Genomic DNA, 20,522 nt, shown 5'->3' on the forward strand with positions numbered 1-20,522 from the left:
ATTCATGCGAGATAAAGTGAAACTTTAATCAGCCCTCACCAATCGGACTTTTACGGGTAGCCCGCCCACCTAACTTCCTTGCTTCCGCTGAATTTTGAGGTGAGGGTCTTACAGCCCGTTAATGCGGGATAAAATACAATCTTTCCAAGATAAGTTTATATGTTTCCTTCATATAACTATGTATAATAAAAGCAAAGAGGTGGTCATTTTGAAATTAATCGCATTAGATATGGATGGTACACTACTATCATCTAATCTTGAAATCTCCAAAGAGAACTTACAAGCTATCCAAACTGCAAAAGAGGCTGGTCATATTGTCATGATTTGTTCTGGCCGTGCAAAAGAGGATGCTTTGAAATTATTGGAAGAATATAAACTATCCCTTCCAGTTGGAGCGAGCAATGGGGCAATTGTTTATGTGGATGGAAAAGTAATTAACTCGCGTTGTTTACAAAACGATAAAGTATACAAGCTTGCAAAATTACTAGAATCTGAGGGTTTTCCTTATAAACTATATACGAATAAAGGAGTTTATTCTCCGTATACATGGCAAGATCAAGTCATGCAAGCGTTCGAAGAAAACAAGCATGCACTAGATGTTACACTTGAGGAACTTGAAAGAATTACAGAAAAACAAAAGAAGTCAAACTTAATTACTGATTTCCAAAAGATTGAAGATGTTGTAAATAATCCAGAATTAGAAATATCTAAATTCTTTATTTTGACATTTAACGCAGGGCATCGCACACAGCTATTAAGTATGTTACAAGAAGATACTGATATTATGGTTACAGCATCTGCTCCTACTAATTTAGAAATTATGGACAAGAATGGACATAAAGGAAATGGACTGAAACAAATGGCAGCCCATTTTAATATACCAATTGAAGATACAGTTGCTATCGGTGACAATTTTAACGATGTACCCATGTTAGAAGCAGCTGGTTTATCAGTTGCAATGGGAAACGCTGAAGAAGATGTAAAAAAACTATGTGATGTTGTAACATTAACAAACAATGAACATGGTGTTGCTCATGCAATCGAGCAATTTGTATTGAAACAAACTTCATCTAGTAAATAAAAAAAGGACTCTTTCTATTTGAAAGAGTCCTTTTTCTTTTATACATGATGACAAGCAACAAAATGCTCCTCACCAACATTACGAAATTCCGGTACCGTTTGTTTACAAATATCTGTTGCAAACGGGCAACGTGTATGAAAACGACACCCCGAAGGTGGATTCGCTGGACTTGGAATGTCACCCTCTAGTATGATTCTCTCTCGCTTCACTGTTGGATCTGGTATTGGCACAGCCGATAACAATGCTTTTGTATACGGATGAAGTGGATTCGTAAATAACTCATCACGCGGCGCTGTCTCCACAATCGTTCCTAAATACATAATCCCGATTTTCGTACATAAATGTTCGACTACACTTAAATCATGTGAAATGAACAAATAAGATAGTCCCTTTTTCTCCTGTAACTCACTAAATAAATTAATGATCTGTGCTTGAATAGATACATCTAGCGCTGCCACAGGTTCGTCAGCTACAATAAATTCTGGGTTTAATACCATAGCTCTTGCGATAACGATACGTTGACGTTGTCCACCAGAAAACTCATGAGGGTATCGGTCAATATGATATGGAGCTAAGCCACATAACTCTAATACTTCTGTCACTTTTTCACGAACATTTTCTTTCGTCGCTAATCCGTGAGCTAACATCGGCTCACCAAGCGCCTCCCCAATTCTCATTCTCGGATTTAATGAGCTAAATGGATCTTGGAAGACAAGTTGCATATTAGGACGATGTTTTCTCAATTCTTCCTTAGATAAAGAGTGAACATCTTGCCCTTTAAACTTCACTTCCCCTTCCGTTTTTTGGACGAGACGTAAAATTGTTTTTCCTATCGTCGTTTTTCCGCTTCCCGATTCACCAACGAGGCCGAATACTTCACCTTTATTAATAGTAAAACTTACTCCATCAACTGCTTTTACATGTCCAACCGTTCTACTAAATATGCCGCCTTTAATTGGAAAATATGTTTTTAAGTTTTTTACTTCTAATAATGGTTCACTCATTGTTCCGCACGCTCCTCATATAACCAGCAAGCTACTTTATGATTCTCATCATGTACATTCAAATTTGGTGCTTCTTCTTTACATATTTCCATACAATGCTCACAACGACCGCTAAAGTAGCAAAACTCATCCAAACCAACTAAATTAGGAACTTGCCCTGGAATAGAATATAGTTTATCTATTCGTTTTCCCATCACTGGTTTTGATTTCAACAATCCTTTCGTATATGGGTGTTTCGGATTTTGAAATATCTCTAGTACCGGGGCTTCTTCAATAACTTTCCCGCCATACATAACGACAACGTAATCCGCCATTTCTGCTACAACACCTAAATCATGTGTAATTAATAAAATGGATGTTTTAAATTCCTTTTTTATTTGCCTTAATAAATCTAATATTTGAGCCTGAATGGTAACATCAAGAGCCGTTGTCGGTTCATCAGCAATTAATAACTTAGGATTACAACTAAGTGCAACAGCAATCATAATACGTTGTAACATACCACCGCTCAGTTCGTGTGGATAAGAATGGACGATTTCATCCGCACGAGCTATACCGACTTTACGAATTAACTCAATTGCCTTCTTATATGCTTCATTTTTACTAAGTAATTCATGCTCCCTTAACGTCTCTACAATTTGTTCCCCTACAGTAAAGACTGGATTTAGCGATGTCATCGGTTCTTGGAAAATCATCGCAATATCATTCCCTCGTAAACTACGAAGCTCTTTCTCTTTCATTCCTAAAAGACTTTTTCCTTCATATAAAATATCTCCACCTACTACACTACCTGATTCAGCAATAAGTCCCATAATAGATAAAGCCGTTACACTTTTCCCGCAACCAGATTCACCTACAACACAAACAGTTTCACCTTCTCGAACAGAAAAACTAACATGATTCACAGCTTTTACTGTTCCTTCTTCTGTCTGAAAGTGTGTTTGTAAATCTTTCAGCTCTACTACCGCTTTACTCATATTCCCTCACCTACCGTCTCATCTTTGGATCTAACGCATCACGAAGTGCATCACCAAGTAAATTAATGGATACAACTGTTATAAAGATTGCAAAACCAGGCGGAATCCATAACCATGGGCGCTTTTGGAAATCAAGTAATGAGTTCGCTGCACTAATCATATTCCCCCATGATGGTGTAGGTGGGACAACGCCGAGACCTAAGTAGCTTAGTGCGGACTCACTTAAAATAGATCCAGCCACGCCCAAAGTTGCTACAACAATAAGTAACGGAAAGACATTAGGAATTAAATGATGAATAATTTTTCGAGAATCCTTTAATCCTAATACATCTGCTGCTTGCATAAAGGCTTGCTCCCGCAATGTTAAAATTTGCCCTCTCACAAGACGAGCAAGCCCTGGCCATCCTACTAAACTTAAAATAATCATTACAACATATAAACGGTATTCTGATGGTAATTTCCATTCTGATAAAATCGCTCCCATTATAATAAGTAGCGGTAATCCCGGAATGGACATTAACACATCTGCAACACGCATAATTAAATGGTCTACAATACCTCGATAAAAACCAGCAATTGCTCCTAATAAAGCACCTAGTATAACGGATAGTAGCATCGACGCTAAACCAATCGTTAATGAAATACGTCCTGCTTGCATAAGTCTAGTTAAAATATCCCGTCCCAATTGGTCTGTTCCAAGCCAATGTGATAGGTTAGGTGGTTTATTAATTTGTGTTACTTGTACTTTTCCATCAGCATATGGTGAAAAGATTGGACCGATAAAACTAAATAAAAACATAAATATTAAAACGTATAATCCATATAACGCCATCTTATTTTTCTTAATTTTTTTATACGCTTGGCGCCATGGTGATGATTCATTTTTCTTTTTCCGTTCTTTCTTTTTCTCTATTATTGGTGTAATAGTCTCCATATCTTTCCCCCCTTTACTTCAATCGAATTCTTGGATCAACAAACGCATATACAATATCAGCTAAGAAATTAGCCATAATTGTTAAACAAGAAAGAAACATTGTAAACGCCATTAATACCGTATAATCACGGAAGTTTAATGCCTCTAATTGAATACTCCCAATCCCTGGCCAATTAAAAATCTGTTCAATAATAATAGCTCCTGAAAATAAACCCGGTAATTCAAAAGCGAGTAATGTAATTGCTGGCAAAATTGCATTTTTCAATGCATGTTTATAAATAACGCTTCTTTCTTTTAAGCCTTTTGCACGAGCGGTACGAATATAATCTTGTCTAATAACATCCAACATGCCGGTTCTAAAATATCGTGTTAACGATCCTACACCAAGAAGCGTTAAAATAAATACAGGTAGAATCATATGACGTAATACTTCTAATATGTATGCTATCCCTGTTGAGTTACTCCCAATATCAATCATGCCACCAATAGGTAATAACTTTAAATCAACTGCTAATAATTTAATTAAAAATAGTCCAATAAAGAATGATGGAAATGACATTGCTGCAAAGACACCGATTGTTACCAATCTATCAAACCAAGAGTGCTGCTTTGTTGCAGAAATAACCCCAATAATAAGAGCAATAATCCAAGTGAAAAATAAAGCTGCAACAGCAACGATAAATGTATTCCAAATGAATTTATTAAGTAATGAAGTTACCGGTTCTTGATACTGTAAAGAAAATCCAAAATCACCATGCAAAGCATTCACTAACCAATGAAAATACCTTTCAATAATTGGTTTGTTTAAGCCGTATAATTCCCTTAATTCTTGGGCTCTCTCTGGTGTTAACTTTGGATTTGAATCAATATAATCTCCCGGCAAAAGTGCAAATAAGAAAAAAATAATAATAGATGTGCCAAACAATGTAGGGATCATTTGAAGGAACCTACGAATGATATATGTTTTCACCTTTTGTCTCCCCAATCCTATTTACTTAAAAATAGAAGAACATTTTTTCAAAACAGCTACCATTACCTTGCTGTGTGAAAAAACGTCTTCTATTATTTAGGTCAACCCTTATTGTTCAATAGATAACACTGGTAAGTTGGAACTGATGCTATCGTACTTTTCTGGATCAATTCCTTTTATACGTGCATTATGAGCATAAAGTAGTTTACGATAATTTAATAAAATAACTGGTGGATCATCACTTAACTCTTTATACAGTTCTTTATAAATTGCTTTACGTTTTTCAATATCTGTCGTCCCTATGCCTTTTACGATCAAGTCATCTACTTTCGGATTACTGTAACCCGTATCACTTTTTGGATTAGTCGATAAGTAATCACTTACAACTTCACTTGGATCACTAATTCCTGGTGTTGAAACTGCCGCTAAATCGTAGTCACCTTTCCCTACTTTTGAAAGCATCGTATTAAAGTCCATCAACTCTGGATTTAATTCAACACCTATTTCTTTGTAACTTTCTTTTGCAATTGGAATAAAGATATCATTTGTTTTACCTGTATTTGATGCGTAGTATGTTAATTTTAATTTTTGACCATCTTTTTCACGAACCCCGTCAGAACCTACCTTCCAACCAGCCTCATCTAATAATTTTTTAGCCTTTTCTACGTCGTGTGGATATTTATTAATACCTTCTTCTGTATATGCCCATGAAACTGGCGCAATTGGTACGTTAGCAACAGATCCATATCCTTGTAAAGCTGTATCCACATACTTCTTACGGTCTAATCCATAAGTAAGTGCTTGACGTACCTTTTTATCTTTCAAATACGATTTCTTATTATTTACATAGATATAAGCAATATCACTTGATGATTCAAGATTAATGTTTGCAAACTCTAATCCTTTTAATTGGTCTATATTCTCAGGATTTGCTCTAAATCCACTATAGTCCAGTTCACCGGTTTGGAATAATTGGAATCCAGTATCACCTGATGTGATTTTGTAAATAAAGTTTTGGATTTTTGGTTTACCTGCATAATAATGTTCGTTAGCAACAAAGCGTACTTCTTGACCTGGAACATATTTTTCAAATTTATATGGACCCGCCGCAATTGGTTGCCCATATAATGCTTTTAAATAGTCTAAACTTGTATTTTGTTTATAATCTTTTCCATAATAAGCTTTTGATAGCACTGGACCACCTAAATTAATTAGCGCCTGTGAATTAACTTTTTCAGTTGTAATTTTAATTGTTTGTGGATCAATAACTTGAATTCCTTCAATAGAAGTTGCTTTTCCTTCTTTATATTCTTTTCCACCTTTAACAGCATACTGAGCAATGTCCATTCCACCTTCATACGCTTTATCATGAAGTAGTGTTAATGTAAATGCTACGTCCTCAGCCGTTAAAGGCGAACCATCACTAAATTTTAGATTTTTACGTAAATGGAATGTATATGTTAACTGGTCAGCAGAAATATCCCATTTTTCTGCAAGGTCCGGAATGGGTTTACTTTGTTTGTCTGTTGTTACTAGTGATGCAAAAATTACAGACGTTACATTTCCATCCCAACCATTCTCTTGGAAATATGGAAGAAAAACTCCCCCTGGCTTAGAAATGGCCGTAATAAAAGTATCCTTTCGCTGATTTGCTTTCTCTGGACTTTTCTTTTTATCTGTAGCTGGAATTGATTCAATCTTAGCGTCTTTTAAGTCTTGTTTTTTTACCGGTTCTGTAGAAGCAGTATCTTCCTGTCCCCCACAAGCAGATAACACAAGCGAACTACTCAGTAATACCGAAAATACACCAGCCCATTTTTTTGTCTTTTTCTTCATTGTCCCCACCCTAACTTTTTAATAGTTATACCCTGTGAACTTATTACCTTATGTATGCCTCCCACAGCACATTTATAGCCAATCGGAAAAGTCGGTTTTAATCGTAAAAAAATAGATGTTTTTGAGGGGTAACAATCCTATTCCGACCTTTCCGGTAGACTTTATGGTTATTAGCTTATATCTTCCGTTATATTTTGTCAATTCTTTCTAAATAAATATTTTTAAAATTTTTCAAAAATTATTATTCTATCTTTAATTTAGGTAAACTTAACAAGATACCGTTATAGTTATCTTCTTGTAATCCTTGAATGCGCGCATGATGTGCAGACACAACTTTACTATTATTTAAGAAGATTACAGGCGGATCTTCACTCAACTCCTGGTACAACTTTTTATAAATTTCTTTTCGTTTTTCAATATCTAATGTTTCTAGCGCCTGCTTCGCTAATTCATCTACTTTCGGATTATGGTATCCATCATAGTTTCGTTTACTTGTCGAAACAAACTCCTCAATTGTTCCACTCGGATCATCAATCATTGGCGTAGATACCATTGCTAAATCATAATCACCTTTTATCACTTTTGAAATCATCGTATTAAAGTCCATATATTCTGGGTTAAACTCTACACCAAGCTTTTTATAATTCTCTTTCATCACCGGGATCATTACATCATTTATTTTACTTGCAGAAGAAGCAAAATAACTTACCTTCAATTTTTGGCCATCTTTTTCGCGAATTCCATCTGAACCAGCTCTCCATCCAGCCTCATCCAATAATTTCTTTGCTTTCTCTAAGTTATACTCATATTTATTAATCCCTTCTTCTGTATACGCCCAAGAAACTGGCGTAATCGGTACATTAACGAGTGAAGCATAACCTTGGAAATACGTATCAATAACTTTTTGACGCTCTAATCCGTAAATAAATGCTTGGCGGACACGCTTATCTTTAAAGTATGGTTTCTTATAATTCATTTTAATGTAACCATAAGAGCTTCCTGTATATACATTAATATTGGCAAAACCTAAATCCTTTAACTGTTCAATCGTCTCCGTGTTTGTCGTAAAACCATCATAATCTACTTCCCCGGCTTGAAATTGTTGTAGCTTTGTATCACCTTTTGAAATTTTATAAATAAAGTGCTCAATCTTCGGTTTTCCTTCAAAATAATTTTCATTAGCTACAAATCGAACCTCTTGACCAGGAATATATTTATCTAACTTATAAGCTCCTGCTCCCATCGGTTTTCCATACAACTCTTTTAAATACTCTAGGTGCCCTTGTTTATACTCTTTCCCGTAATAAGCTTTAGATATAACTTCTCCACCGATTAATGATAGTGTTTGAGCATTTACCTTTTCAGTCGTAATCGTAATTGTTTTCGGATCAATGACTTGAATTCCCTCAATAGAGGTTGCCTTTCCTTCTTTATACGCTTGCCCACCCTTTATTGCTGTTTGACTTATATCAGTCGCTCCACTATAAGTTGGATCGTGTAATAGCGTTAATGTAAATGCTACATCATCTGCAGTTAACGGTGAACCATCACTAAACTTTAAATTATCTTTCAAATGGAATGTGTATGTAAGCTGATTCTCTGAAATATCCCACTTCTTCGCCAAAATAGGAATTGATTTCCCTTCCTTATCGAGTCCAACAAGAGGAGCAAAGATAGCTTGCGTTATATTACCATCCCATCCATTCTCCATAAAGTGCGGAAGGAATATCCCTCCAGGACTCGGCATTCCAACTACAAAAGTATCTTTTCTTTCTTTTGCTTTTACGGGACTTTTTGCTTTGTCGCTTGCCTGAATAAATTCATCTTTTACTTTCGGGACGTTCCTGGCCTCGTTTGTACTTGCTTCCTCTTGACCACATCCGGCTAGCAATACTGACACACTAAGACATGTAGCCAGTACTCCTTTAAAAGTTTTTCGCATCATTTTCACCCTTACTTCCTTTCTGAGTATGTAACAACATAAACCTCTCACTGTAACTATTTTTATTTTTCATATAAAAATACTATGAATTAATTTCAAGATTATTCCTTTCCTTTAAACATGTCAATCATTCTCTTTTAATTCGTATAAAAAAACTTAAAAATTCACTTCTATTCGTTCAATATGAAACATAGAATACTAATAACCAATTACCAAAAAGGGGGCGAAAACATGGACAACCTATTCCAATACGTCCTTCACTACGTATTATTAACAATTATGATAGTCGGGGCGCTATTACTATTCCCATTCTTCCCAAAGTTCGTCCTCTTTTTAGCTTTTTTTATGATGCTCGGGATCGCTATTATCATTTCAACAAGAGAAGACAAGACACAAAAAGAAAACAGAGTTCAGCGTGTAAAGCTGTAACTCTGTTTTTTGTTTTCAATCATGCTTTGCCGTTACACATACTTATGTCTCGGGAAATAATTAACCGATCTAAAAAGCTCCTAATACGATTTATGTTTCACAATCTATGCAAGTTACGAAACAAAGATTTATCAAATTTACTGTTTCACGTGAAACACAACTTTTATTTATCTCTTAAAGCAAAACAGCAGTATAAAAAAGCGAATCCCTTCAGTAAAACTGAAAGGGATTCGCTTTTTATTTTTCACTCCACAATATTCTCTAACTCATTATATAACTCCGCTCGTAACAACTCTTTCTTCGTTTTTTCTTCATACAATTGTTCAAGCATTTCAACATCAACTACTTGTTCCATCTTACACTCAAGCGTATATATATCTTCTTCAACATGCATTAACTCGGTTTCAATCTCCTCAATATTCCTAACTTCTTTCTTTTTTACAGGGACTGTTTCAATATTTTTTCTTCCTTGGCGTTGCTGCTTTATTACTTGTGTCTCGAGCTTTTCCTCCCACTTTTGACGCGCCCATGCATAGTTCCCTGCAAACTCAAATAATTTACGCTCATCAATCCAATACGTCTTTTCAAATAACTTATTTAAAAAATAACGATCATGTGAAACAGCTAAAATCGTTCCATTATATTGTTCAAGAGCTTCCTCTAAAACTTCTCTTGATTCAATGTCGAGATGATTTGTCGGCTCATCTAAAATTAAAAAATTGATATCTTGATACATAAGTTGTGCAAGTCTTAACCTCATTTTTTCTCCACCGCTCAGTTGCGTTACTTTCTTAAACACCACTGGACCATAAAATAAAAATTTAGCTAATATATGTCTCGCTTCTCCCTCTGTTACAGCTACACATTCCCTGAAAGCCTCCAATACATTAATCTTCATATTTCCGTACGCATGCTGGGATAGATAACCGATTTTCACACTACTTCCAATTCGAATTTCTCCAGCGTCTGGTTCTATTTCTTCTAATAATAACTTTAATAGCGTTGTCTTTCCTGTACCATTACGACCAACGATAGCTGCACGCTCTTGAAAACGAACATGTAAGTTTGCTTCGTTAAATAAAAGATGTTCCGCAAACCCTTTACTCACTTCTTTCATTACAACAACATCTTTTCCACTTCTCTCTTGCCCTTCAAACTGAAGTCCCATTTGTTTTCGTTCTAAAATAGGTTTCTTTAGTTTTTCCATACGTTCCAGTGCACGTTCCATACTTCTCGCTCTCTTATGCAATCCTTCATTCGGAGGATTCGCCTGATTTGCCCATTCACGTAGTCGCTTAATTGCTTCTTTCATTTTCTTTATTTTCTTTTGCTGTTCTTGATAAGCCTGAAACTCCTGAAGCAACCTTTCTTCCTTCTCTTCAACAAACCGAGAATAGTTTGTATGATACACGTGAATCTCTCCATCTTCTAAATCAAAGATCTTCGTTACAACTTCATCAAGGAAATAGCGATCATGTGAAATAACCATAACTGTTCCGTTGTATTCTTTTAAAAATTGCTCTAACCATTCGACTGCAAATAAATCTAAATGATTGGTTGGTTCATCTAATAAAAGTAAATCTGGTTTCTGCAACAGCATGTATGCAAGGCTTACTTTTGTTTGCTCCCCACCACTTATCTCCACAAATGATCGTGGGAATAGTTCTGTCACCTGTAAACCATTTGCTACCTTCATAATGTTCGCTTCGATTTCATAACCACCAAGAAACGCAAACTTTTCTTGGATGATTCCGTATCTTTCCATTAATTTTTGTAAAACAGAAGATTCCTGTTCTTCCGCCATATCTTTTTCTAAAGTACGCATTTCTCTTTCTAATTCCTTTTCTATTTTAAAAGCGGAACTCAATACTTCATATACAGTCATACTCTCATCAAATTTCGGAATTTGTGCCACATGACCAATACGTATACCTTTCTTCATATGAATGGCCCCTGCATCCAAACTTTCCATTCCAGTTAAAAGCTGAAAGATTGTTGTCTTCCCGCTACCGTTACGACCAACTAATCCAACACGTTCACCATTCTTTATTTCAAGCGATATATTTTCAAATATGATGTTTCCACCAAAAGATTTCGTTACATTATTTACACTACAAATTGTCATTTTCCGTACTCCTTTCAATATAAAAAACCATGGGAAAGAAACATTCCCCATGGTTTTCGGCATAGAAAAAGGAAGCTAAATAGCTCCCTTTTCACACGTTTATTAAAAATGGGTGAAGAGATTTCTATCGTTCTATAGCTACTATGCAATTGTTAAAAAAGGACAGACGTATCCCGTTAACAACTACATCATGAAAAATCGCACGACAAAAATAGATAAAATCTAAAAATTTGGCACGTGCAGCTAAAGAACGTTTCATCTCATTCACCTCTTTCGTACGGAATTTAATACTTACTTCTTTATTATACTTTCCCATTTCATGTTTGAATAGTCATTTTTCTGAAAATAATGAAGATAGACTAAACATTTCAATAAGTGACATCAAATCTTACAAAACTGTTATGTTCACGTAATGGAAAGCGATAGTACGAAAAGATGCCTCCCTATACAATAAAGATGTAAACAAGAGAGACAACAAACGGAGGAAACAATCATGATGAAAGAAATCGTAAAAGCAATCTTTGAGGTATTAGTGAACGGACAAGCAGTTGTAAAAGAACTAAATGAACTATAAAAAGGAGTGAACGAATATGATGAACATGGTAAAAATGATTTTACACGCTCTAGTTGATGCAAAAGCAGTTAGCCAAGAATTAAACCAACAATAAAAAAGGGGTATGTGAATATGAAGAAAGCCATTTTTGTAATCGCAAGTACAGCAATTGCCTTATACACAATAAAAAATAGAAAAAAGAAGCATAATAAAAATGATTTATATTATCCATACACATTATTAAAGAAAAAATAAAAGACAAGGTACCCTATCTTAATGAGGATATCTTGTCTTTTATTTTTTATATTCCCTTTAAAGGATTTTCTTCTCCTTATCCCGAATGTATTAAGCGGGATTTTTACACATATTTTAAAGGGGCATATATACAAATGGATACACAACAACTATACTTTTTAAACGATATTGGCAAACAAAAACCAGAAAGCATCCGGAATAGAAGCGCTGCATGTCCTTTTTGTGACAGAGAAAATTTAACGGATATTTTAGCAATTGAGGGCTCAATTATTTGGCTAAAAAACAAATTTCCTACATTAAAAGATACATTTCAAACGGTGCTAATCGAAACAGATAATTGTGAAGACCATATTGCGACATATACAGAAGAACATATGAAATCGCTAATTCGTTTCTCCATTAAATATTGGTTAGATTTACAGAAAAATAAAGAATTCACATCTGTAATTTTATACAAAAATCATGGTCCATTCTCAGGTGGAAGTTTGCATCATGCACACATGCAGATTATTGGAATGAAATATGTAGACTACCTCAATAACGTAGAACACGACAACTTCCAAGGAGTAATTGTACAAAAGAACGAACACATTGAACTCAATATTTCAGATCGTCCTATTATCGGTTTTACTGAATTTAATATCATCATTGAAGATATTGGATGCATAGATGAACTAGCAACTTATATTCAGCAAACTGTACGTTACATACTGACAGATTTCCATAAAGGATGTAGTAGTTATAACTTATTCTTCTATTACTTAAACGGAAAAATCATTTGTAAAGTTGTTCCTAGGTTTGTCGTTTCACCATTGTATGTAGGATATAAAATACCGCAAGTTTCCACCAAACTAGAAGACGTGAAAATACAACTAGCAGCATATTTCACAAAACAAAACGACGCGATTATCCACAAAAAATAGAGTAGGTATCAAAAACCTACTCTTTAATTACACCTTTATTTCGATAGTACACATCTTCTAATCCGATGTTATACTTCATATTATTATCCGTCCACTCTGGCCCTAAATTCCCTGGCCACCCAGATGTATTTGCTATATATTTTAGTAATGCAAAATCCGTCAAACCTTTTTGCACCCCGCGCTTATATCCTTTCATTAAATGCGGCATTGCAATTTGCGCGTTTGTACGTGGATCTTTTAGCTCATCATCCGTTAAATGATCTGGCGCAAGTCCACCACCGCGATGCAATTGAAACAATCCGAATGAAGTTCCGTTATCTCCAACACTTCTTGGATTTAATCGACTTTCATGTTCGGCAATTGTAAGAGGTATCCATTCTGGAAGATTGACTTTCTTTGCTTCCTCTATAATAATTTGTTTCATCTGTTTTGCTTCTTCTGAGTCAACATAGCTTGTCTCATTTACTAATTTGCCCATTCCTTCAGACTTTCCTTGGAAGTATAAGTACACTCCAAGAACAACTAAAAATCCTACAAAGAATTTCTTCACTACCTCTACCTCTTTCTCCGCTGAAATTTGTCCCCTTTCAGCCTTCTTCCCTTTACAATTACCCACATTCTATCATTCTCTTACTCTTTTATCATAGCAAATAACTATACATATTATCATCATGCTTTAGACCGATTTTGTGAAAAAACAGCTGGTAAATACGTGCAAAAATGTAACTTTCATAGACTGAAACGCATTTTTTGTATATAATTGTAAACTGAATTCTAAATATAAACTAGGAGAATAATAATATGAAAAAATGGTTGCTACTCTTATTTAGTTTACTACTATTAATTCCTGTCCCTATTTCCGCACAAAAAAACGAAAATCCAAAAGTCCTTATTTTATACAGTTCGAGCGATGATCAAATTACAAGTGACACCCAAATACTTAATACACAAGTAGGACATTTTACTAATAACATAACAATAAAAAATATAAAACAGTTAGCTGAAATAACTGATAAATCTTCATATACACATGTTATTTACATAGGTGAAAAACAAGAAGAACTTCCCACTGAAACAAAAGAATTTCTAGAAAATTTCTCAGGACCACTACTCGTTTTAGGTCAAAATATAGAACAATTATCCAAACGTTTTTCATTTATCACACTTAAAAATGAAGATATAAACTCTGATACAATTGAATATCCAACACGTAAACTAAGGAATACATTAGAGGACGAACGATCCATTAAAAACCTTGATACAAATGGAACAATTCTTGCCAATGCTTTAAAAGGAAATACTACTTATCCATTAATTGTACAACAAAATAATTCTTATTATGTTGCAACGCCAAATCTCTTTGACTGGATGTCTCATTACATCGGTGAAGTGTTATTTTCTTACTTCGGACAAAAGCCAACGAACAATAAGGTAGAAGCTTATTTACGTCTTGAAGACGTTCATCCAGCCGCAGATATAAATCAATTAAAAGAAATTGCTGAATTACTAAAAGAGAAAAAGATGCCATACATGATCACTGTTATTCCTGTATATACGGATCCAGAAACAGGTAAAACACTACATTTAAAAGATAAACCCGAACTAGTCGATCTTTTACGCTCTATGCAAGATGATGGTGCAGCAATTATTATGCATGGTTATACTCACCAATTTTATGATAGTGAAACTGGTGAAGGTTTTGAATTTTGGGATGTAAAAACAGACCAACCAATTCGTCAACCGAAGCATGAAAAACCAAAAACAAAAGATGATTTCCCTAACATAGAGGCATATAATACATACGTAAAAAAAGGGGAAGAATTTGAAGAAAAATATACGACTGATCATATTGAAAAAGGCATTCAAGAACTTGTAGATGCCAAATTATATCCTGTCGCATTTGAAGCACCTCATTACACGATGTCTCAAAAAGGATATGAAATATTATCAAGATACTTTTCAACTTATGTGGGACAACTACAGTTAAGTGATACAACTTGGAAATCTATGCACTCTCCGGCATACAGAAGTACACCATCATTTTTACATGGCATGAAATTAATGCCTGAAACAGTTGGATTTATCGAAGAAGATAAACCACACGCTATTGCTAAAATGAAAGCAAATGCTGTATCTGTTGCCAAATTATCCAATGGAGTTATTGGTGCATTCTATCATCCTTACTTAGGTGTAAAACCATTAAAAGAAGTACTAAAGGATCTAGAAAGTATTCCAAATATAGAATGGATTGATTTACAAAAGGAAACAAATGAAGTGAAAATGAAAGATATTCATATCACTACTAATAAAGACGGCATTCACGTTGAAAAACCAACAAGCGCAAGTGACATAATAGATTATATAAAAAAATATGGATTTTTCCTTATACTCGGTTTCCTCGTCATTGTCTTTCTCTTATTATTAAGACGTGCGAAAAAATTAGAATCCTAATACAAAACCACCAAGCAAAATGCTTGGTGGTTTTTTTAACTTAAACCAAAACGTGGCATATTATTAATAACCCATTGATTATGTTCATAAATAAATTCAACTTCTACTGTTTCCGTTACATTATCATAGTCATTATACGTTTCAACCTGCGCTTTTATTTTCCCATCCTTTAACTCAGCAGAAATAATTTTTGTAAATTTAGTTGCTGCTTTTGACCCTGGATCTCCAATAACATAGTGCATTTTTCCATTTAACTCTTTCATATACTTACTCTTCATATACTCTGCCATAAATGATTTTGAGAAGTACGTAGATAGCGTAGTCTCTAAATTATCTTTCTTATTATAAATAGGGTTCACTAATTCCCCGTATAAAAAATCCCCTACTCGTTTTGGGTTTCCTGTTAGTGCAGCCATTTGAACATTAGTAAGTTCCTTCTGTGCATTCCATACCTTCTGTAACATAACGTCATCTGCTAGCTTCTTATCTTTTACTTCATTTGATTTCTTTGTGTCTAGATTCATGATAGTTCCATTATCCGTATAGAGATACATATCTCCTGCTACAAGATATAAATAAGATTTAGTTGGTTCAACCGCTTTATTATAAATTACTTTTTCATTCCCACCATTCATTTTCTTCTTATATACGCCGTCCTTTTTTACATAATAAAAAGTATCCCCTTTCACATTCATCTGCAAGGCATCCTTTACCAATAACTTTTCATTATTTTGTTGAACGTCTATTTCATATATGCCATGCTCAGCTTCATTTGTTTCAAAAGGTAACGAAAAGTCGACGACAGCATATAATTTTTCATCATTATACGTAGCACTAGATATTGTTGCATAATTTTCTTTTGACCAAGTTTTATTATCTTTTGTCACTTGTGTTCCACGATTTTTATTCCAATGTAGAATACTATCATCTATCGTTCGAGACCATCCAGAGTTTTTAAATGCTGCTTCTTCTTCCTGTCCCGTTTTTAAATCCATTTTTACAATCCCTACAATATCAAAACCACCATGCTCAGAATATTTTTTCGGGTAAAATAAAGTTTGATCTTTTATATAAACATAATTTGTATCCGCTTTTAACGTATCTAACTTTTTATTAGATATATCATACTTCATTAGAGAAGATAATCCCGCGTTCTTCTCTTCATCCGTATGAATAAAATATAAAGCTTTGTTTTTTATATTTATGTAAGAAGCATTTACACCTTCCACTACACGTTCCGAAGTCTGAAACTGATCTTTCGTACGATAAATGCCTCCTGTATTTTTATCACCATTTACAGAATAGTAAATCCAACCTTTACTCTCTGCCATCTTTCCTTGGTTAGAGATGTTTCCAACCAAATTCCCGTTTTTCTCATTTTCTTTCATCTGTTTTTCAACTACTGGATCAATTTGTACTTCTTTATTTTCTTGTGTGGCATTTGAATTTATAGTCTTTTTTTCTGTTTCACAACCAAACGCTACAAGTGAAAGGGCACCAACCATAATTGTAATAGCTATTTTTTTATATGCTTTCCCCATTTTCTCCCCTACTTTCTTCATCAAATTAAACACATCATAAATTATAGAAAATATTAGAAAAAATATCCATAATAAAAAGAGATAAGAGAAACTCTCCTATCCCTTCAAATAAAGTGAAATCTTAATCATTTAGGGTCTTAATTTCCGGAAAATAGCGGGGTAAAATTGAATCGTATTTTCATATATCGTTTCTGCAACCTTATCAACAGCTACGTTTTTTATAACACTAATTTCCTTTAATACCTCTCGAATCATTCTCGGATGTGTCATAACACCCTCTTGAAATTCCCACGGTCCATCTGTTTCTACCATCATATATTCAAGAGGATAATACGAAACAATTTTTCTAATCTTCTCCTTATGTAAAACATCTGGTGTAATAGAAATATAATAACCGTTCCTCATCATACGTTTCATTGTTGTTTCACTTCCTTTAAACCAATGAAAATGTGCACGTGAAACTTTATATTTCTCCAATAAATCACATACAATATCAGCATCTTCATATACTGCATGCAATATAATTGGTAAATCATATTTACTAGCTAGTTCAACAAACCGTTGTAACACTGATATATACGAATTGATAGCAAGGCGCTCATCTTCTTTTCTTAAATAATACGGTAAGCCAACTTCACCAATCGCAACTATATCATCTACATGCTCTTCAATTAATTTATAAATTTGCTCACATTCTTCTTTATGAATCGGTTGCTCCGGATGAAAACCTATTGCTGGATGTACAAAAGGATATAGTTTTGCTAAAGATAAAGTTTCTTTACATGATTGATAATTCATAGATACTGCAATAAGCCCCTTTATCTCTTTACTATGCTCCACATCTTTAAGTAATTTACTTTTCTCTTCACCCTTATATTGGTCAACATGTATATGACTATCAATCCACTTCACCTTTATTCCCCCATAAAAAAAACAAGAAAGGATCTCCCTTCTTGTTTTGTCATCTATATTATTTAACAATTAAGTTTGTTATGATATCAAATAATCCAATACATACTACGGCAACAGTAAAGTAGCTACAGAAATCTTTAATTGGAAACTTCACTACTTCTTCTTTACGCATCCCATTCTTCTCCCTTCTTACTATATCCCTAATTATTTTTATCTATTTGTATCTATTATGCAAAAAATATGACAAATTTACTATCGAATTAACTTACGTAAACCTTACAATGTTGTAAGGTTTATAAAAAGGGCCTCATCTCCATACAGATGAGGCTATTAAAAAGTAGTTGGTTTTTCATTCTTCATTCATATTACAAACAGAAAGTAATACAGTGAGACTTTCTAATTACACTATATAAAATTCACTATCTTTTAACCATCGAATTACATTACAGAAGACTTACATGTTTGTAAGCTATGTGTAATGTAATTCGATAGTTTCCCTCACCTACATCTCGTACAATAAAGTTAGCAAGTAGGCCAAATAAGAAGAACACTCACATAACCAAATTACATTGCTAGTAGCTACTCTTCTTATACCTTTCACTCATGCTACTACAATGTACCCCCTTCCCCTTTATATATTAAAAAAAGCCTTAGTCCATATGGAATAAGGCTTTTTTTGCACACATCAAAATACCCCTACCTAGTATTTTTATTTTCGACAAAAAATAGGTGGGGGTATAATTCACTATCTCATCGCTAAAAGTTTACTCTTTGCATTAATGGGAATATTTACAGCTTCAATTTCTTCAATTGACTCGCCGTAGCGTCCTTTTGCGTACACTTTTAATGTTTCATCTCTCTTTAACATATGCTTAACAGTCTTCTTTATTTTTTGTTCTCTTCCACGTTCGTCAAATGCAATAAATTCATATTCATACCACTCATCGCCAATATGCTGACCAATTGTATTCACAACCGTATAGTATTCTTTCGTCTTATAAAATGGATTATATTTATCGATAACCGGTCCAAGGTTCGTAGGTAGTAACATTATTACTATGACTATCATCGCTATTATAGTAGTGATCATTTTTTTCTTCATAATAAACATTCCTCCTCTGCAGGATATATATACATCCATTTTAAAAAGAAGGAATACAATCTACTATTGAATCTCATTACATTACACTTACATTTTTGTAAGAATTAAAAAAGGTGAACGAATTTACTCGTTCACCTTTTAGCTCGCTTTAAAGCCCCCACCAAGTACATCACGTACATCATGGATAACGACGAAAGCATCATCATCTACTCGACTAATAACTTGCTTTAACTTAACAAGCTCTTGTTTATTAATAACAACATATAAAACTTCTTTATTTTTACCAGTATATCCGCCGCGCCCTTCTAATACAGTAACGCCGCGTGTCATGTTTTTCGTAATAGCCTCACGTATTAACTCTGGTTGATTTGAAATAATTGTAACAGCCGTTTTTGTGTCCATTCCTTCTACAATGAAATCAATTACTTTCGCTCCGATGAATACTGCAACAAGTGTGTACATCGCTTTTTCTTGCCCTATTATAAATACGGAACCAGCAATTACAACGATATCAATAATAAGTACACCTTTACCGACGCTCCAACCTAAATATTGATTTGCTAACCGTGCTAAAATTGCCGATCCCCCTGATGTACCTCCAGCTTTGAACATACAGCCTAATCCGATACCGACAAATACACCAGCAAATAGTGCCGCTAATAACGTATCACTATTTACATGATACTCAATATGTTCCGTAACATATAAAAATAAAGATGTTTCTACAATCCCTAAAATTGTATAAACCATCGTTTTCTTATCAAAAAATTTATAACCAACAGCTAGTAAAATTGCATTTATAGCAAAATTCACAATCCCCGGCGACCAATCAAATAAATAGTACGTAACAACCGTTAAACCAATAATTCCACCCTCTGATAGACGGTTTGGAATTGCAAAGTAATTAATACCAATTGCGAATAATAATGAACCAATTGTAATTAGTGTTATTTCCTTTATACGTTGATTAACCATAGTTCATACCCTCCCCCCATTTGACATTGTATCACTATCTCCTAGAGGTTTAGAAGTTGTTTTTATTCAGCATTTTTCCTCATAAAGACCAGGATATTATGTTTAAACAGAGGGGTGATTAATTATTCACATTTCCTCTAACTATACGGACAAATTGCTCCACATTCCCCTTCTGAATATACTTAGCTCGGATGGTTTCATGATTACAAATAAATTCGAAATACGGGCGAAAAACTATGCTATCTATATGCAAATATGAGTACTCTTTAAATGTTGAAGGATAGTATGGAAATTTTCCGTAAAACAGGAGACGTCTAGTAGTCGCAACAAAAATCCCATGTTGATAACATAACGTGAAATGATCCTTCTCAAAAACCCCCACCACAAAGGCTAAAACATTTTCGTCATTCCCTAAAAACTTTTTTATACTTAATAAAAGTTCATTCATGCATTTCCCTCCAAATACTATTTTTGAAAAGAATCCATGGATTGTTACAAACCGGTTTAACTCC

19 protein-coding genes are annotated in these 20,522 nt (G+C 34.2%); 5 read left to right on the forward strand and 14 right to left on the reverse strand.

The window, feature by feature from the left end:
- Nucleotides 1–208 precede the first annotated feature (208 nt).
- Nucleotides 209–1,081, forward strand: a complete 873-nt coding sequence (locus MR147_RS23455) for a Cof-type HAD-IIB family hydrolase (RefSeq protein WP_242304784.1) — start codon at nucleotides 209–211, stop codon at nucleotides 1,079–1,081.
- 38 nt (nucleotides 1,082–1,119) lie between these two features.
- On the opposite strand, the gene MR147_RS23460 is transcribed toward MR147_RS23455, so the two are convergent.
- The 6 genes from MR147_RS23460 to MR147_RS23485 form a co-directional block, all read right to left on the reverse strand.
- Nucleotides 1,120–2,085: an ABC transporter ATP-binding protein gene (locus MR147_RS23460; protein WP_001294512.1), complete on the reverse strand. Its 966-nt coding sequence runs from the start codon at nucleotides 2,083–2,085 to the stop codon at nucleotides 1,120–1,122.
- Nucleotides 2,082–3,062, reverse strand: a complete 981-nt coding sequence (locus MR147_RS23465) for an ABC transporter ATP-binding protein (protein WP_017561955.1) — start codon at nucleotides 3,060–3,062, stop codon at nucleotides 2,082–2,084. Before MR147_RS23465 ends, MR147_RS23460 begins: the two co-directional genes overlap by 4 nt.
- A gap of 10 nt (nucleotides 3,063–3,072) precedes the next feature.
- Nucleotides 3,073–3,996, reverse strand: a complete 924-nt coding sequence (opp4C, locus tag MR147_RS23470; protein ID WP_242304785.1) for an oligopeptide ABC transporter permease — start codon at nucleotides 3,994–3,996, stop codon at nucleotides 3,073–3,075.
- A 13-nt stretch (nucleotides 3,997–4,009) separates the two neighbouring features.
- Nucleotides 4,010–4,966: an ABC transporter permease gene (locus MR147_RS23475; RefSeq protein WP_000860690.1), complete on the reverse strand. Its 957-nt coding sequence runs from the start codon at nucleotides 4,964–4,966 to the stop codon at nucleotides 4,010–4,012.
- 108 nt (nucleotides 4,967–5,074) lie between these two features.
- Nucleotides 5,075–6,802, reverse strand: coding sequence for an ABC transporter substrate-binding protein (locus MR147_RS23480; protein WP_000730667.1), 1,728 nt, complete (start codon nucleotides 6,800–6,802; stop codon nucleotides 5,075–5,077).
- A gap of 241 nt (nucleotides 6,803–7,043) precedes the next feature.
- Entirely contained in the window at nucleotides 7,044–8,744 is a 1,701-nt protein-coding gene (locus tag MR147_RS23485) for an ABC transporter substrate-binding protein (protein WP_242304786.1), read from the reverse strand.
- Between the two features lie 231 nt (nucleotides 8,745–8,975).
- Here MR147_RS23485 and MR147_RS23490 point away from each other — a divergent pair, with 231 nt between their 5' ends.
- Entirely contained in the window at nucleotides 8,976–9,173 is a 198-nt protein-coding gene (locus tag MR147_RS23490; RefSeq protein ID WP_242304787.1) for a hypothetical protein, read from the forward strand.
- Between the two features lie 244 nt (nucleotides 9,174–9,417).
- On the opposite strand, the gene abc-f is transcribed toward MR147_RS23490, so the two are convergent.
- Nucleotides 9,418–11,298 carry a ribosomal protection-like ABC-F family protein gene (gene abc-f / locus MR147_RS23495; RefSeq protein WP_242304788.1) on the reverse strand — a complete coding sequence of 627 codons (1,881 nt, stop codon included), beginning with the start codon at nucleotides 11,296–11,298 and terminating at the stop codon, nucleotides 9,418–9,420.
- Between the two features lie 124 nt (nucleotides 11,299–11,422).
- A complete protein-coding gene (locus MR147_RS23500) occupies nucleotides 11,423–11,557 on the reverse strand; it encodes an RAxF-45 family protein (protein WP_000830642.1) in 135 nt (44 codons plus the stop codon).
- Nucleotides 11,558–11,977: 420 nt separating this feature from the next.
- Between MR147_RS23500 and MR147_RS23505 the strand changes: the two genes are divergently transcribed.
- Together MR147_RS23505 and MR147_RS23510 are read left to right on the forward strand one after the other, a co-directional pair.
- Nucleotides 11,978–12,106, forward strand: a complete 129-nt coding sequence (locus tag MR147_RS23505; RefSeq protein ID WP_080493749.1) for a spore coat protein B — start codon at nucleotides 11,978–11,980, stop codon at nucleotides 12,104–12,106.
- A gap of 134 nt (nucleotides 12,107–12,240) precedes the next feature.
- Nucleotides 12,241–13,029: a DUF4931 domain-containing protein gene (locus MR147_RS23510; RefSeq protein ID WP_242304789.1), complete on the forward strand. Its 789-nt coding sequence runs from the start codon at nucleotides 12,241–12,243 to the stop codon at nucleotides 13,027–13,029.
- 16 nt (nucleotides 13,030–13,045) lie between these two features.
- Here the strand turns inward: MR147_RS23510 and MR147_RS23515 are convergent, their stop codons facing one another.
- Complete coding sequence (locus MR147_RS23515; RefSeq protein ID WP_000713259.1) at nucleotides 13,046–13,579, reverse strand: transglycosylase SLT domain-containing protein; 534 nt, start codon at nucleotides 13,577–13,579, stop codon at nucleotides 13,046–13,048.
- Nucleotides 13,580–13,830: 251 nt separating this feature from the next.
- Between MR147_RS23515 and MR147_RS23520 the strand changes: the two genes are divergently transcribed.
- Nucleotides 13,831–15,480 (forward strand): DUF2334 domain-containing protein, encoded by a 1,650-nt coding sequence (locus tag MR147_RS23520; RefSeq protein ID WP_242304790.1) that lies wholly within the window; start codon nucleotides 13,831–13,833, stop codon nucleotides 15,478–15,480.
- A gap of 35 nt (nucleotides 15,481–15,515) precedes the next feature.
- Here MR147_RS23520 and MR147_RS23525 read toward each other — a convergent pair whose 3' ends face one another.
- From MR147_RS23525 to MR147_RS23545, 5 genes are all read right to left on the reverse strand, one after another.
- On the reverse strand, nucleotides 15,516–17,021 hold the full coding sequence (locus MR147_RS23525; protein ID WP_139302825.1) for a DL-endopeptidase inhibitor IseA family protein: 1,506 nt from the start codon (nucleotides 17,019–17,021) through the stop codon (nucleotides 15,516–15,518).
- 129 nt (nucleotides 17,022–17,150) lie between these two features.
- Nucleotides 17,151–17,933: a TatD family hydrolase gene (locus tag MR147_RS23530; protein WP_074608859.1), complete on the reverse strand. Its 783-nt coding sequence runs from the start codon at nucleotides 17,931–17,933 to the stop codon at nucleotides 17,151–17,153.
- Between the two features lie 745 nt (nucleotides 17,934–18,678).
- A complete protein-coding gene (locus tag MR147_RS23535) occupies nucleotides 18,679–19,035 on the reverse strand; it encodes a YxeA family protein (RefSeq protein ID WP_074608861.1) in 357 nt (118 codons plus the stop codon).
- Nucleotides 19,036–19,173: 138 nt separating this feature from the next.
- Entirely contained in the window at nucleotides 19,174–20,010 is an 837-nt protein-coding gene (locus MR147_RS23540) for a YitT family protein (RefSeq protein WP_000248047.1), read from the reverse strand.
- Nucleotides 20,011–20,128: 118 nt separating this feature from the next.
- Nucleotides 20,129–20,458 (reverse strand): PH domain-containing protein, encoded by a 330-nt coding sequence (locus MR147_RS23545; protein WP_074608863.1) that lies wholly within the window; start codon nucleotides 20,456–20,458, stop codon nucleotides 20,129–20,131.
- Nucleotides 20,459–20,522: the final 64 nt, after the last annotated feature.

It is taken from the genome of Bacillus cereus group sp. BfR-BA-01350, from assembly GCF_022663775.1.
In the GTDB taxonomy this organism is placed as follows: Bacteria; Bacillota; Bacilli; order Bacillales; family Bacillaceae_G; genus Bacillus_A; species Bacillus_A paranthracis.